10 protein-coding genes are annotated in these 16,377 nt (G+C 28.4%); 2 read left to right on the top strand and 8 right to left on the bottom strand.

Annotation, left to right across the window (positions count from 1 at the left end; all coding sequences use genetic code 11):
* Positions 1-222 precede the first annotated feature (222 nt).
* Complete coding sequence (locus KI686_RS00185) at positions 223-1,473, top strand: NRAMP family divalent metal transporter (protein WP_237587205.1); 1,251 nt, start codon at positions 223-225, stop codon at positions 1,471-1,473.
* A gap of 42 nt (positions 1,474-1,515) precedes the next feature.
* Entirely contained in the window at positions 1,516-2,613 is a 1,098-nt protein-coding gene (locus KI686_RS00190; protein WP_237587206.1) for a type I phosphomannose isomerase catalytic subunit, read from the top strand.
* 74 nt (positions 2,614-2,687) lie between these two features.
* On the opposite strand, the gene KI686_RS00195 is transcribed toward KI686_RS00190, so the two are convergent.
* The 8 genes from KI686_RS00195 to KI686_RS00230 form a co-directional block, all read right to left on the bottom strand.
* Positions 2,688-4,646, bottom strand: coding sequence for a DUF3857 domain-containing protein (locus tag KI686_RS00195; protein WP_237587207.1), 1,959 nt, complete (start codon positions 4,644-4,646; stop codon positions 2,688-2,690).
* Positions 4,647-4,656: 10 nt separating this feature from the next.
* Complete coding sequence (locus KI686_RS00200) at positions 4,657-6,600, bottom strand: DUF3858 domain-containing protein (protein WP_237587208.1); 1,944 nt, start codon at positions 6,598-6,600, stop codon at positions 4,657-4,659.
* Positions 6,569-9,850 (bottom strand): toxin-antitoxin system YwqK family antitoxin, encoded by a 3,282-nt coding sequence (locus KI686_RS00205; protein ID WP_237587209.1) that lies wholly within the window; start codon positions 9,848-9,850, stop codon positions 6,569-6,571. The genes KI686_RS00200 and KI686_RS00205 overlap by 32 nt, the downstream gene beginning before the upstream one ends.
* An 86-nt stretch (positions 9,851-9,936) precedes the next feature.
* Positions 9,937-10,311 carry a rhodanese-like domain-containing protein gene (locus KI686_RS00210; protein WP_237587210.1) on the bottom strand — a complete coding sequence of 125 codons (375 nt, stop codon included), beginning with the start codon at positions 10,309-10,311 and terminating at the stop codon, positions 9,937-9,939.
* A 5-nt stretch (positions 10,312-10,316) separates the two neighbouring features.
* Positions 10,317-11,723 (bottom strand): MBL fold metallo-hydrolase, encoded by a 1,407-nt coding sequence (locus KI686_RS00215; RefSeq protein WP_237587211.1) that lies wholly within the window; start codon positions 11,721-11,723, stop codon positions 10,317-10,319.
* A gap of 12 nt (positions 11,724-11,735) precedes the next feature.
* A complete protein-coding gene (locus tag KI686_RS00220; protein WP_237587212.1) occupies positions 11,736-13,463 on the bottom strand; it encodes a SulP family inorganic anion transporter in 1,728 nt (575 codons plus the stop codon).
* Positions 13,464-13,466: 3 nt separating this feature from the next.
* Positions 13,467-14,489 carry a Holliday junction branch migration DNA helicase RuvB gene (gene ruvB / locus KI686_RS00225; protein WP_237587213.1) on the bottom strand — a complete coding sequence of 341 codons (1,023 nt, stop codon included), beginning with the start codon at positions 14,487-14,489 and terminating at the stop codon, positions 13,467-13,469.
* Positions 14,490-14,593: 104 nt separating this feature from the next.
* Positions 14,594-16,375, bottom strand: a complete 1,782-nt coding sequence (locus tag KI686_RS00230; protein ID WP_237587214.1) for a cytochrome c oxidase subunit I — start codon at positions 16,373-16,375, stop codon at positions 14,594-14,596.
* Positions 16,376-16,377 lie beyond the last annotated feature (2 nt).

Raw genomic sequence — 16,377 nt, forward strand, 5'->3', positions numbered from 1 at the left:
TTACAATCTTATATCTGCTTATTCACTTTTTTGTTAAACCAATAATTTCTGTTGATATTTAAACATTAAAAACCTACTTTAGCTACCTAATGATATTTATTTATCATAAAAATATCAACTTGTTATTTTAACTAAAATCAAAGAAGGTAAATTTATTTAGCAGTATAATTTTCTTCTTTTTGTAATCAACTATTTATTCTTTTTAACAAACAACAATTAACTATGGCTACAAGTAGCATTTCTTTTTTAGAAAAAACGAAAAAAAAAATTAAAGACTTCGGACCTGCTTTTTTTATTATAGGTTATGTAGTAGGTACAGGTAGTGTAACTTCTATGGTAGTTTCTGGTGCTAAATTTGGCTTAAGCTTATCTTGGGCACTTTTGCTTTCATGCTTTTTTACTTATTTTTTATTAATATCCATTAGTAAACTAACCATTATGTCTGGTAATACGCTTATGTATATTTTTAAAACCACATTTGGTAAACCCATTACGCTGTTTATTATAACCGCACTTGCTGTTTCTATTATATCATCTGTTATTGGTGTTATGGGTGTAGTTGCTGAAGTTAGTATGGAATGGATTTCTGTTAAAACATCTATTTCTTTTTTAAATAAACCAGCAATTGCAATTTTCTTTATTGCTCTTTTAATAGGTCTTTTCTGGACAGGTAAGCACGAAAACTTTATTAAAGCCATGAGTATTATGGTCGGTTTTATGGCATTGGCTTTTATTTTTACAAGCTTTATGGTGTTAAAAGAATCTGGTAAATCTATTATCGACTTTTTTCCTAGTTTACCCGCAGGCAATAATACCGGTTTAATTGTTGCAGGAATTGTAGGTACTACAATGGCTGGTGTTTGCTTGGCCTCTCGTAGTATTTTGGTACAAGAAGAAAATTGGGGTTTAAAAGACTTGCAAAAAGAGAATAAAGATGCAATGTCTGCAATGATAATGACTTTTTTAATTAGTCTTGCAATTATGATTAGTGCAACAGGTACACTTTATTTTAAAGGAACACCTGTTAATGATGCTACCGATTTAATGGCTGCTTTAGGTCCTTGGGCAGGTGACTTTGCCCTTACATTATTTACTTTAGGAATTATTGGAGCTGGATTGTCTTCTATTTTTCCTAATCTATTATTATTTCCTTGGTTGATTGCAGATTATTCTAACACACCTCGTAACATGAAAAAGCCATTGTATAAAGCCATTGTTGTTTTGGTTGCTTTGTCTGGTTTAATTGTTCCTTTTTTAGGAGGAAAACCTGTTTGGATTTTAATCGCATCTCAAGCTCTTAGTCCGTTTGTAATGCCATTAATTACTTTATTTTTAATTATTCTTTTAAATAAAAAAGAAATAATGAAAGATCAAAAAACAACTCTTTGGATGAATATTGCCTTAACAGCAACTTTTATTTTTAACTGCTTTATGCTGTATGTTGCAATTACTGGCTTTATAGATTTTATCTAATAAAAAAAAACGCTTTTCTTACTTTACTTACAATAATAAAACATGAGCACAAATTTAGAAAAACACGCACATTTTCCTTTAAAACAACTTTCTAACAGAGTTTGGAGAACTTATGAAGGTGGTGCATTAATTGATAATTGGAAAAAAATATCTCCTGAAGTTGATGGAAGCATGCCGGAACAATGGATCATGTCTACTATTACAGCAAGAGGAAATGGAAGACCAGAAGATGAAGGTTTATCTCTTATGGAAACTACAGACGGAATTATACCGTTAAAAGAATTAATAGATTCTAATCTAGAACTATATTTAGGTGAAAAATTAGCCAAAAAATACGGTACAACTGGCGTGCTAATTAAAATGTTAGACTCTATGGAGCGTTTAACTGTACAAGTTCATCCAGATAAAGAGTATGCAAGAACCGTATTTAACTCAGAATTTGGTAAAACAGAATCTTGGTATGTGTTAAATACTCGCGAAATAAATGGTGAAAAACCAGTTGTTTACATGGGCTTTAAAAAACATGTAACTAAAGATATTTGGAGAACTCATTTTGAAAACCAAGACATACAAGGTATGCTAGATTGTTTGCATAAAATTGAAGTTAAACCTGGTGATGCATTTATGATTTATGGTGGTGTACCACATGCAATTGGTGCAGGTTGTTTTTTAATGGAAGTGCAAGAACCTACAGATTATACTATGAGAGTTGAAAAAACGACTCCTGCTGGTTTAAAAATTGGTCCAGAATTAATTCATCAAGGTGTTGGTGAAGAAAAAATGTTAGAATGTTTCCATTACGATACTTTTACAATGGAAGAGGCTTTAGATGAATGGAAAATAGCACCAGAAGTTCTGGATAGTTCTAATGATTTTACTCTAAAAACGTTGTTTAATAAAAAGCACACAAATTGCTTTGGTTTAAACGAATTGCTTTTAGATGGCCAACATACTATTAAAGGAAATTCTTGTTTTTATGTAGCTGTTATTTATTCTGGAAACGGAACAATAACTTGTAATGGAAAAGAATATGATTACAAACAAGGTGATGAAATATTTATTTCTGCAGCAATTTCAGAAATTACTTTTAATTCTAAAATAGCTTCTAAAATATTACTTTGCTATCCACCATCTGCTTAGTTTAAAATATTTAAAAACAATAAAAAAGGGTATTACTAAAAAGTAATACCCTTTTTATTTTAAATGATATCGTTTTATTTAGGCTCTAATAACAATACTATTTTATTAAAATCTGCCGCACTATTAATTACTGTTCTATATTCTTCATAAACAGCAACATCAATTTTGTTTTCTGCATAATGTTCATCTGCAGTTACTGTTAATTTATTTCCTTCTAGCTTATAAGAAGATTTAAAAGAAAATAGCTTTTTACCTTCTTTAGAAAATGAATTATCAATATTAATATCCTCTAAATTGGTAATTTTATAACCTTCTGGTATATTAATTGTTAAGGTTCTAAAATAACTTCTATGAAACTGTTCTTCTAAAGGCAAGACTCTTACTTTTTCTTGATACAATTGCGATTGTTCTCCAATAATATCTCCTAATTTAAATAAATACTTTCTACCTGCTTTTTCTACAAAAGCTTCAGTAGTAAAATCTGCAATTACTTGTAAAGGTTTTACTCCAAATAAATCAGAATCATCATTTATTAATTTTCTTTTTGATGTTTCTGCTTCACTTGTAATCGATTCTATAAAACTATCAACTAAATCATCTGTATCTTGTATTAAATGCATAAATGGCTGAATATTCATTGCATAATATCCGCTAAAAGATCTATCTAAATGCACACTATTTTCTGTAAGATTATCTTTATCAAAATCTACAGTTATTTTCATTATATCAACTGTTTTATCAACTGTAACTGGTTCTATATATTTTATTTTACCAACAGCAGATTTGTAATCTCCAACAACTACTTCTTTTATAAATAATCCATAATTATCTGTTACAAATGGCATTGGAAAACCATATCTTGTACCTGATGCATTTGGCGATAAATATTTTTTAGAATTAGGAAAATACAGTAAAAAGTCTGTTAAAAAGTTATTTGCTTCAAATTCTGGATCGAATCTTAGCTCATTTCTATCACTTGTTAAAACAATTTCTGGGTTAATATTTAATGTTTTTAAAACGGCTATATACAATTTTAAAACCCCACTTTCATTAGCTACTTTATTGGTTAAAATAAGTTCTAGATTTTCTAAATCATCACTATAAACGTCTTGAGAATATAAGTTAGTTTTTATGTAAGCATCTACTTTTCTAATAATGGTTTCTTCGTCTGCTTTTTTACTTAACTCTAATTCTTTTATAAAATCGTTTATCAATTCTACTTCCTTTTTTGTGTATTCAGAAAAGTAAAACGAATATAAATTTTGAGCTACTTTACTGTATGAAACAATATCAGAAACATTACCAGCTTTATTTCTATCTATCTTATAAACAATAAATTTTCTAGATGCATTATAAGGTGCTTGGTACTCATTTTCTAGCTTTTCTACTTTATCTAAATGTATTTTCCAATGTAATTTACCTGTTGTTAAAGTGTCTTCTTTTACTTCTGGTAAATCATTATAACTTTTAAATTTAAAAACTAAATTTTCTGGAGAAAACAAATCGAACTCTGCTTTTTCTATATAATACTCATCTTGTAAATAAGCCTTTTTACCCATGTAACCTGGCTGTCTTTTTACTACATACAAATACTCTATAAAACTACCTTTTGTAATACCTTCTAACGCAAAATATTTGTATTGTCTGCCTGTTTCTTCATCTGCAGCTGTTAAAATCTTAGATTTGTCTAAATCTATTAAGTTTCCTTCTGGGGTTATTACTCTTGCTTTATTTACTAGCAATTCTGCACTTGAAGAGAATGGTAAATAAATTTTATTATACTCTTCTATAGCATCATCAGAATTTAACCATAAAACTTTATGTTCTAAAAAGTATTCTATTAAGTCTTCTTCTTCAAAATAAAATTCTGTTACCGCTTTTTCTTTTAAAGCAATTATATCTTCAGATGTTTTTTCTATTTTATAATTCGGGTTTTTTTCCCAATCATACCCTTTAAAAAAAGGACTTTCTTGTGAAAAAGCTGCCTGAAAAGCAAATAATAATACCGTTAATAAACTAATTTTTATTTTCATAATTATCTTTTTATACTTTCTTTAAAACTACAATTTCTTTATAATTTCTTTCAATTTTTTTTATCTGATTATTTACTTCTTCTTGCTGCTCCACGCTTAAAGTCAAAAAGTTTAAATTAATTTTTTGGTTATAAATTACTTCATTATTTTTAATAATATAAGCGATACTACAAGTTAAAAACTCATTTGAAATTGAAATTGACTCTGGCAAATAATCAACTTTATAGCCTGCCGGAATTTCTAATTTTGTAGTGTAATTAAAGTGCCTTTTGTAGTCGAATTCTATAGCATGAATACGTTTTTTGTCTGTTTTATAATTAGATATGTCTTTGTTTAAGTTTAAGTTTACATAAATCTCATCGCCTAATTCTTTAAAATAACTTTTAATTTCAAAATTATAATCTACTATAAAAGGTTTATCATAATCATACTTATTAATTTCTTTAACATTGGTTACCAAAAATTTATTGTTTCCTTTATTAAACCTTCTATTATAAAGTTCTATTAATTTTGTTTGAGTATTCTCGTTTTCTAAATCTTGAAATAAATCTATCTTCGGATATCCAGAGACTGTAGTTTTAGATTGCCCAATAACAATTCCGTTTTCTAACTTAATGCTTGTAGTGTCTATAATTGCATTTTCTTTGGCCTCTATAATAGGCACTTTTTTAACCTTAAATTCATTTCCGTAAGCTACCAAGGCTTCTTTACCTTGTATAAAAGATGTTGGCGTGCCAAATTTTATATACCTACCTGTAGCATCTAAATAATAAGTTTTGCCATTGTTTTCGTAAGAAAGAATCATATGATTGTCTACAACTGGCGTTGGTACTTCTTCATAAGTATAAGGAATACTTCTTGTACCAATCCACGTTAAATGCCCTTTTACACCTGCAATTTCTAACATTTTATATAAAATACTAGAGTTGTCTTTACAATCACCATATTTTTTTCTAAAAACATCATTAGATTCTCTTGGTATAAAACCACCTAACGCATACTCAAATGCAATGTATTTTATGTTTTTTTGTGTCCAATAATAAATGGCTTTTACCTTTTCTAATTCTGTTTCTTTATCCGCAGTAATTTCATTTACCAAACTTACCAAGTCTTTACTTGGTGCTTCTGTATTTACATCTTTTACTAAAGAATAATACCAGTTATACAAATCGGAAACAGACCCTAATAAATTTACCGTTTCGTTTTTAGTTTTATAAGATGTAATTATAGGTACTATATGTGGCAAAATTGTTTTAAAACTTGGTGTATTTTCTTCGTACTCAAATTCTTTTTGATCCTTTAACTCCCAAGTATAAATTACCTTTTTTCTCTTTTCTTCTTTGGTAAATTTAATTTTATCTTCAGCAATATTAAATTTCTTAAATTCTAAATTAACATCTTTATCTGCAATAATTACAACTCTATTTTTTATAATCGGATAATAATCGCCAAAATAAAAAGGAATTAAAAAACGTGGATTTTTAATTTTTTGAGAATATTTTAATCTAGATTTTGATCCTTTTTTTAAATTAGGATAAACAAAGTTTAATAGTTTTGTATCATCATGAAAAGATTGATTTAACTCATCTTTTTCTGTAAACTTATCTACAGTAGTTTCTACGTAATTATTATTTTGATAAGAAAAAGAAGAGGCTTCAATTTGGTTTAATTCAAAAAACGATGAAAAACTAAGTGTATTTTTAGAGTTATAAGTTGCAGACTCGTTTAAATACAGTTCTTCTTCTAGAAACTCTTGGTTAATATCTAAACCATTTTCACCAATTTCTATGTTGATGATTGTTTCTTGATTTAGTTGTACCCTAGCTGCTTCTGGATATTCTTTACTATATTTTAAAAATTCTGGAGAAAACTGAGCATTTAAACTTGTAATTATTAATAAAAAGCTGCAGACTAAACCTAATTTATAAATTTTCAATCTTGTATATTTTCCCATTAAAATACTCCTTTCTGGTTTTTAATTCCCCTTCTTTATCATAATAATATGATATGCCATCTTGTAAATCATTTAAAAACATTTTTTCCTCCTTCTTTTTTCCAGATTCTAAATATACAATTTGTTTTCCTTGCTTTTTACCATGACTATAACTGGTTTCTTTTTTTAACTTACCGTTAAGAAAATATTCTTTATCTACACCGTGATATTTACCATTTAAATAAGGTGTATCAGTCTCTAAATTACCATTATAAAAATACGATTTAAAAGAACCTACTAAAGAACCCAATTTATATTCCGTTTTTACAGAAGGTTTTCCGTTATCAAAAAATGCTTCTATTTTACCAGATTCATTTTTAAAAGGAATCATATCAATTTCTGTTCCGTTTTTGTCTAAATAACTATAACCTATAATTTCTCCGTGATTATAAAAACGGATTAATTGTACTTTTCCTGTTTCATCAAAAATAATTTTCTTACCATGAATATTACCTTCATAATATTCTATTTCTGCAGATTTTACACCTGTTTTATAGTAGGTAACACTTTTACCTACTTCTAAGTCATTCTCAAAACTATAATCTCCTTGTACTTTACCATTTTCATAGTAATTAATTACTTTACCTTGTGTTTTTCCTCTAGAAAAATTAGCGATACTTTCTACATTTCCGTTTTCATAATACCAAGTCCAAAGTCCGTTTTGTTCTCCATTAAGGTAACTTCCTACAATTTTCTTTTTTCCATTGTAATAAAAAACTTTATAGCTACCGTTTTTTATTTGATTTACATAAGAAACCTCTGTATCTATATTGCCATTAAAATGTTTTACATATAATTTATATTCTTCTTTATCAGAAACATAATTTATTGTTTCAAACAAGTTTCCTTCTTTATCATATATGTTTTCAGAAGTAATATAATCATAACTAAAAAGGGAAGTAGAGCTTAATTTACCACTGACACTATAATATTTTTGCAATCCGTGTAGCATGCCTTTATGATAAAAACTTATAGTATTTAAATTACCATCAATATTATAATATCTCCATTCTCCATGAGCTTTACCTTCTTTATACCAACCTTGTACAGCCATTTGCCCATTAATATGGTAACCCACATAATAACCATCTAAAACATCATTTTTATAAGTTGTAATATTATCTATTTCTCCATTTTTAAAATAAGTAAAATACTCACCAATTGTTTTATTATCTTCAAAGTTTCCTTTGTTGGTTAAGACTCCATTATTGTCATAAAACTTCCATTCTCCACTTTTTCCTCCAGAAATATCATACAAACCTTCTGCTGTTATATTTCCTTTTGGCGAAAAACCTTGGTAATAAAATTCGCCTCCTTTTTTCTTTCCTTCTTTTAAAACCGAACCTTCTTTGTTATAAAAAGTGTAAGCAATTATTTCTCCTTTTCTGTAAACGTAATCGTAAAATAACTTGCCATCTTTATCATAATATCTGTACAAATCATTTAAATCTCCTTTTACATAATTAAATTCGCTTTCTAATGTTCCATCAGAATAAAATGTTTTCCATTGTCCGTTATAAAAACCTTCTAAACTTTGACCTATTTCTTTAGTTTTTCCATTAAAATGATATGTTTTATAACTTCCGTTTAAATCTCCATTTTGATAATTAATTTCTGATGCTATTTTTTTATTATCATAATAAACCGTTTCTAAACCTGTCTTTTTACCCGCAACGTAATATGATTTTGCATACAAATTTCCTGTAGCAAAATATTCTAGAACCTCTTTTTCTATCTCTCCGTTTTTGTAAGGAATCTCAAACTCAATTAGTTTTTCTCCAACATCAAAATAAGATTTATAGTCTCCTTCTAATTTACCAGACTTAAAATATTTTCTTTGTAATAAAGCTCCTCTATTATTAAAATATTCATATTTACCATCTAACGAATCATTTTTATAAATAGCATTTACATATTTTTTGTTATTCTTATAAAACATTTCGTTTTTACCTTCTAACAAACCGTTCTTGTAAAATGCTGTTTCTTTTATTTTGTTTAAACCATTATACCAAGTCCATTTATCAATTTTTTCTCCAGAATCATTAAAATTCCCTTCTGCAGTTAGCATACCGTCTTCATTATAAAATTGCCAAAAACCTACAGGGTTTCCTTCTTTAAACTTTCCTATTGCATCTACATAATTTCCATCATATTCATAAGTTACTTCTTGCTCTTTTCCGTTAAAAACAATTGTATTAACAGCTGTTATTTTAGCCCATTCTTGTTTTAGTTCTGCTAAAAAAGCAATAATTTCTTTCTCTTTTTTATCTACAATTTTTTTAAACTCTTTATTTTCTATTGAGTAAGTTAAGGTGTAAATAAAATCATCAAACTTATTATTCTTGGCAATCCAATTGTATAATGGTATATAAGTTTTGTCCCAAAAAGTACCTTTTCCTTTAAAGCCTTTTAGTTTTTCAATCATTGCATGGTTTTGCCTTGTTAAAGCAATGTTTATTGGGTTTCCTGTTGTGTAGTTAGCATTCATTGCAATTTTACTATTCAACACTAAATCTATTTCTTCAAAAGAGTCATCTGCATCATCTAACTTAATAGTTGCATCTCTTTTACTAGCATTTTTAGATTGCACAACATTATTTAAAGATTGTAAAGTTGCAAAAGCACCTTCTGCATCTGGCTCTAATAGTAAATACATATTAAAACACATTAGAGCTTGTGTTAACCGCTCTTGTTTATAAAAAATATTACCAATTTGTAAGTGCGATTTCTTATAAGTAGGGTTTAAAGTTATTGCCATTTTATAAGCGCCTACGGCTTTATTTAAAGCTCCTTTTAGTTCTAAAACATAACCTTTATTATGCCATAATAAATAATTTTTAGGATAAAATTTAAGTGCTTCATTGTAATTTTCTAAAGCTTTATCATTTTCACCTAAACTTATTAGTGCAATACCTTTATTAATATAAAAGTCTGATTTAGAATCACTAGAAGATTTACTAAGACCTTCATTTATAACTTCTAAAGCTTCTTTATACTTATTTAGGTTTAATAAATAATAAGATTTAGAAACAAGTAATGCATTATATGTAGAATCGTTTTTATTAATTTTATTAATTAATTCTATTTTCTTTTCTAAATTTTCTTCTTTTGAAACTTTTAAAAGAATTGAATCATAATCAATAAAAGGGAGTTTTTCTTGAGAAAAGCCTAAATTAGCAACAAGAAAAATAGCAATAAGTAGTTTTTTCATTAAACTAAAATAATAAAAAAAGCGTGTAAACACCTTTTTTTAATATAGTTTTTACACGCTTTTTTAAAAAATTATTTTAGTTGAAGTTATTTCTGATTTTCTTTTGTCCATTGATTATATCCTCCTAAAACATCAAAGACATTAAAACCTTTTTCTTTTAATAGTTTTGATGCTTTAGCACTTCTTTTTCCAGACCTACAGTATACATAAACAGGTTTTTCTTTATCTAATTTATTTACAGCTTGTTCTACAAAATCACTATTAAAGTAATTAATAAATAAAGCAGATTCTATATAACCAAATTTTGTTTCTATTGGTGTTCTAACATCTAATAACTGAACATTTTCTTTAGAAAGTAATATTTTTAATTCTTTTGTAGAAATTGTTTTAATCTCTTCTTGAGCATTACAATTGATAAAGAAAAACACCATTAAAAAAAGACTTAAAATATTTTTTGTCATACTTTCTATTTTAATGTTGATGGACAAACCGCTGCCGTTCTTTCTATGTTTGTATTTCTAATAGCAGAATAACCACCTGCAACATCTATTACATTATGAAACCCTCTTGATTTTAAAATGGATGCTGCAATTACAGATCGGTAACCACCTGCACAATGTATATAAAAATCTCCTTTTTTAGGAAACTCTGCAATATGATCGTTTAAAAAATCTAAAGGAGTACTTTTTGCCATAATAATATGTTCACTTGTAAATTCTCCTGGTTTTCTAACATCAAAAACTATTGCTTTTTCTTTAATTTTTTCTTCTAAAATATCTGCAGAAACAGATTCTAAGCTATCAACTTCTTTGCCTGCTTTTTGCCAAGATTCAAAACTACCATCTAAATATCCTAAAACGTTATCAAAGCCAACTCTAGATAAACGTGTAATGGTATCTTCTTCTCGTCCTTTTGGTGCAACCAATAAAATTGGTTGATTAATATCTTTAATTAAAGCACCAACCCAAGGCGCAAATCCACCATCTATACCAATAAAAATAGATTGTGGGATAAATCCTTTTACAAACTCCGTTTGATGACGAACATCTAAAACAATTGCATCTGTTTCATTTGCAATCATTTCAAAATCTTTTACAGATAATGGTTTTGCTGATGTTTTAATAATATCATCAATATTTTTATACCCTTCTTTATTCAATTTAACATTTAGAGGAAAATATGCTGGCGGAGGTAATAATCCATCCGTAACTTCTTTTATAAATTCCTCTTTAGTCATATTTGCTCTTAAAGCATAATTGGTTTCTTTTTGATTACCAATTGTACCCACAGTTTCCTTACTTAAGTTTTTACCACAAGCAGAACCAGCACCATGTGCAGGATATACAATTACATCGTCTACTAAAGGCATTACTTTATTACGTAAACTATCAAACAAAAAACCTGCCAAGTCTTTTTCTGTAATATCTCCTTTTTGTGCTAAATCTGGTCTACCAACGTCTCCTAAAAACAAGGTATCACCACTAAAAATAGCATGGTCTTTACCGTTTTTATCCTTTAACAAAAAGCAAGAACTTTCCATTGTATGACCCGGAGTGTGTAAAACTGTAATGGTAATTTCACCCACTTTAAAAACTTGATTATCTTCTGCTATAATAGCATCAAAATTAGTTTTTGCTGTTGGTCCGTATACAATTTTAGCTCCAGTTTTTTCAGCTAAAGTTACGTGTCCGCTAACAAAATCTGCATGAAAATGAGTTTCGAAAATATATTTAATTTTAGCTTTATTTTTTTCTGCCTTGTTAATATAATCTTGTACTTCTCTTAATGGATCTATAATAGCTACTTCTCCGTTACTTTCTATGTAGTAAGCTCCTTGTGCTAAACATCCTGTATATATTTGTTCTATTATCATAATATTTAAATTTTATTTGTATGCTTGATGAATGTATTTAGCATATTTTTCTTGTTCTTTTCTATCTCCTGTTTTATAAAATTTAACTGCTTGATTAGATTTCATAAAAAAATGATTAATTCCTATAATATCTAAAATTCCACTTCTAAAAAAGTCATCTCTAACCGGGCCTTTAACTCCTGCAAAATAGAACAGAATTTCTTTTTTCTGATAGAATTTAATACGCTCTTTTAGCATTTCTACACCTGTACTATCAACTCTATTAATACTTTCTGCATCTAAAACAATTAACTTTAATGTTTTTCCTTTTTCAATTACCATTTCATCTAGTTTATCTCTAAAATAACTAGAGTTTGCATAAAAAATTTGTGCATCAAACCTAAAAACCAAAACATCATTTTCTATAATAACTTCTTCAAAACGGTTTTTATTTCTATAAAAATCTGAATCTGGTACCTTTCCTAACTCTGTTACATAAGGTCTAGATGTTCTATAAATTAACACTATTAAAGACAACCCAACACCTACAATAATACCAAACTCTATACCTAGCAATAATGTAGCTATAAAAGTTGCCAACATTAACCAAAAATCTAAATGGTTTGCTTTCCATAAAAAGGCTGCTTCTTTAAAATTTACTAACTTAAAAACTGCTACAATAATAATTGCAGCTAATACTGTTTTTGGTAAATGATAAAATAAAGGTGTTAAAAACAATAAAGTTAAAACAACCATCAACACAGAAATTAAGGCAGACATACCTGTTTTAGCACCGCTTTCTTCATTAATTGCAGATCTAGAAAAACTTGATGTAGTTGGATAAGCCTTAAAAAGTGAGCCTACCATATTACCAATTCCTAAGGCTATTAATTCTTGATTTGGCCTTATTCTATATTCATCTTGTTTTGCTTCTAAAGATTTACCTATAGAAATAGTTTCTAAATAACCAACCATAACTAATGTAAATGCTATAGGCAAAAGCTCTTTTATTAAATCTAAATCAAATTCTGGAAAACTAAATACAGGTAATCCCGATGGGATATCTTTTACTATGGAAACGTCATTAAAAGATTTACCAAAATATTTCATAATCAAAATACCTAAAACAACTACAATTAAAGCGTTTGGTATTCTCTTATCAATCTTTCTAAAGATAACAATTACAATAACAGATATTAAACCTATTATAGTTGTATTATAATTAAAGCTAGAAAGTTGTAAACAAATATCTTCTACTACATATTGTAATTGATCACTTTGTACAAAATCGACACCAAATAAGTTTCTAAATTGATTAAAACCTATGATTAATGCTACTGCAGATGTAAAGCCGGTTATTACTGGTTTTGACAAAAAATTAACAATAAAACCTAAGCTAAAAACTCCCATAATAAATTGGATTACACCAACCATTAGTGCTAATAATATTGCTATGGAAATATAACTGTCTGAACCCGATAAAGCTAATGTAGAAACACCTGTTGCTACTATTAGAGAATCCATAGCAACTGGTCCAACAGATACTTGTCTAGAAGAGCCAAAAACAGCATACATAACTTGTGGCATTAAAGCACAATAAAGTCCGTAAATAGGTGGTAAACCTGCAATTAAGGCATAAGCAATACCTTGTGGAATTAAAATAATACCCACAGTTAAACCTGCAACTAAATCTCCTCTAAATAGAGACATATTGTAATTAGGTAACCATTCTAAAATTGGTATTATTTTTTTAATGTTCATTCGCTAAAATAATTCTCCTTGATTACTTCCTTTTTCTCTTCCTAAATGTTTATAAGCCAAATCAGTTACCTCTCTTCCCCTTGGTGTTCTTAAAATAAAGCCTTGTTGAATTAAAAAAGGTTCATATACTTCTTCTATAGTTTCTGTATTTTCTGATACAGCAGTAGCTATTGTACTTAATCCTACAGGTCCTCCTTTAAATTTATCTATAATGGTTAATAGAATTTTATTATCCATTTCATCTAAACCATGTGCATCTACATTTAATGCTTTTAAAGCATATTTTGCAATTTCTATAGTAATGTTACCATCTCCTTTAATTTGAGCGAAATCTCTAACTCGTCTTAGTAGTGCATTTGCTATTCTAGGTGTTCCCCTACTTCTTCCAGCAATTTCTATTGCAGCTTCCATAGAAATAGGAACATTTAATATGTGCGCACTTCTTTGTATAATTGTAGTTAACAATTCTGTTTTATAATACTGTAACCTACTACTAATACCAAAACGAGCTCGCATAGGTGCAGTTAATAATCCTGATCTTGTTGTAGCACCAATTAAAGTAAATGGTTCTAAATTTATCTGAACTGTTCTAGCGTTTGGTCCAGATTCTATCATTATATCTATTTTATAATCTTCCATTGCAGAATACAAATACTCTTCTACAATAGGACTTAATCTATGAATTTCATCAATAAATAATACATCTCGTTCATCTAAATTTGTTAGTAAACCAGCTAAATCACCAGGTTTATCTAAAACTGGCCCAGATGTAATTTTAATACCAACTTGTAATTCATTAGCCAATATATTAGCTAGTGTTGTTTTACCTAAACCTGGAGGCCCATGAAATAAAGTATGATCTAAGGCTTCTCCTCTTTGATTTGCAGCTTCAACAAAAACTTTTAAATTATCAATTGCTTGATCTTGTCCAGTAAAATCATCAAAAGAAAGAGGTCTTAATACTTTTTCAACATCTAAATCTACTTTTGATAAGTTGCTATTATTTGGGTTTAAGTTTTCGTTCATAATCACAAATATAAAATATTTTACTATAGACTTTTGTAAGATTTGTTACATAACAAAAAACCTTTCCGATTAGGAAAGGTTTATAATTTGTTTTATAATTTTATTTAAGAAGGCTCTTCTCCATCTAATAAAGGTGTAGTCTGTAAGACAAAATCTTGACCGTGTAAATAATCACTATCATCGTCTTTAGGATCTACTCTTTTACTATAATCATAAGGCCATCTGTAAACTTCAGGTATTTTACCTGGCCAGTTTCCATGTATATGTTCAATTGGTGTTGTCCACTCTAATGTATTAGAATTCCAAGGATTTTGTGTAGCTTTTTTACCTCTATAAATCGAGATAAAGAAATTTGCCAAGAATATAATTTGAGCTAAACCTCCTACTATTGCAAATAAAGTAATAACAACGTTAATATCTGAAATATCATCAAACATTGGGAAATTAGTATTTGTATAATATCTTCTTGGTAAACCAGCTAATCCTATAAAGTGCATTGGCCAAAAAACACCATAAGCACAAATTATACTTAACCAAAAATGCCAATATCCCATAGTCTTGTTCATCATTCTTCCATACATTTTAGGAAACCAATGATAAACACCTGCATACATACCAAATATAGCAGATACACCCATTACTAAGTGAAAGTGTGCAACTACAAAATAAGTATCATGAATATTAATATCTAATGCAGAATCTCCTAATACTAATCCTGTTAATCCTCCTGTTACAAAAGTAGAAACCAATCCAATTGAGAATAACATTGCAGGATTTAACTGTAAATTACCTTTCCATAAAGTAGTTATATAGTTAAAAGCTTTAACCGCTGATGGTATTGCTATTAATAAAGTTGTAAAAGTAAATACAGATCCTAAGAAAGGGTTCATTCCTGATACAAACATATGGTGTCCCCAAACAATCGTAGATAAAAATGCAATTGCCATAATAGAACCAATCATTGCTCTATATCCAAAAATTGGTTTTCTTGCATTTGTCGATATAATTTCTGATGTTATACCTAGGGCAGGTAGTAAAACAATATATACCTCTGGGTGACCTAAGAACCAGAATAAATGTTCAAATAATACTGGAGATCCTCCTTGATAATGTAAAACTTCTCCTGAAATAAAGATATCTGATAAATAGAATGATGTACCAAAACTTCTATCAAAAATTAATAACAACGCAGCTGATAATAAAACTGGGAAAGATACTACACCAATAATAGCTGTTATAAACAAAGCCCACATTGTTAATGGCAACCTTGTCATGCTCATACCCTTTGTTCTTAAATTTAATATAGTAACAATATAATTTAAAGAACCTATTAAAGATGATGCAATAAATATAGCCATAGAAACTAACCATAATGTCATACCTAAACCAGAACCTGGTATTGCTTGTGGTAAGGCACTAAGTGGAGGATAAATAGTCCATCCTGCTGCTGCTGGTCCTGCTTCTACAAATAAAGATATAACCATGATTACACTTGATATAAAAAACAACCAGTAAGAAACCATGTTTAAGAAACCAGATGCCATATCTCTAGCTCCAATTTGAAGTGGAATTAATAAATTAGAAAAAGTACCACTTAAACCTGCTGTTAAAACGAAAAACACCATTATAGTACCATGTATTGTAACTAATGCTAAATACATATCAGGATTCATAACCCCGTCTGTTTGGTGATCTCCTAAAAAAGCCTCAATAATAGAAAATGATTTTTCTGGCCATGCTATTTGTATACGAAATAACATAGACATAAATACACCAATAATTCCCATAAAAATACCAGTTACTAAAAACTGTTTAGAAATCATTTTATGATCATGAGTAAAAATATACTTTGTTACAAAAGTTTCTTTATGATGATGTTCTGACATAA

It is taken from the genome of Polaribacter sargassicola (assembly GCF_021991835.1).
Lineage (GTDB): Bacteria > Bacteroidota > Bacteroidia > Flavobacteriales > Flavobacteriaceae > Polaribacter > Polaribacter sargassicola.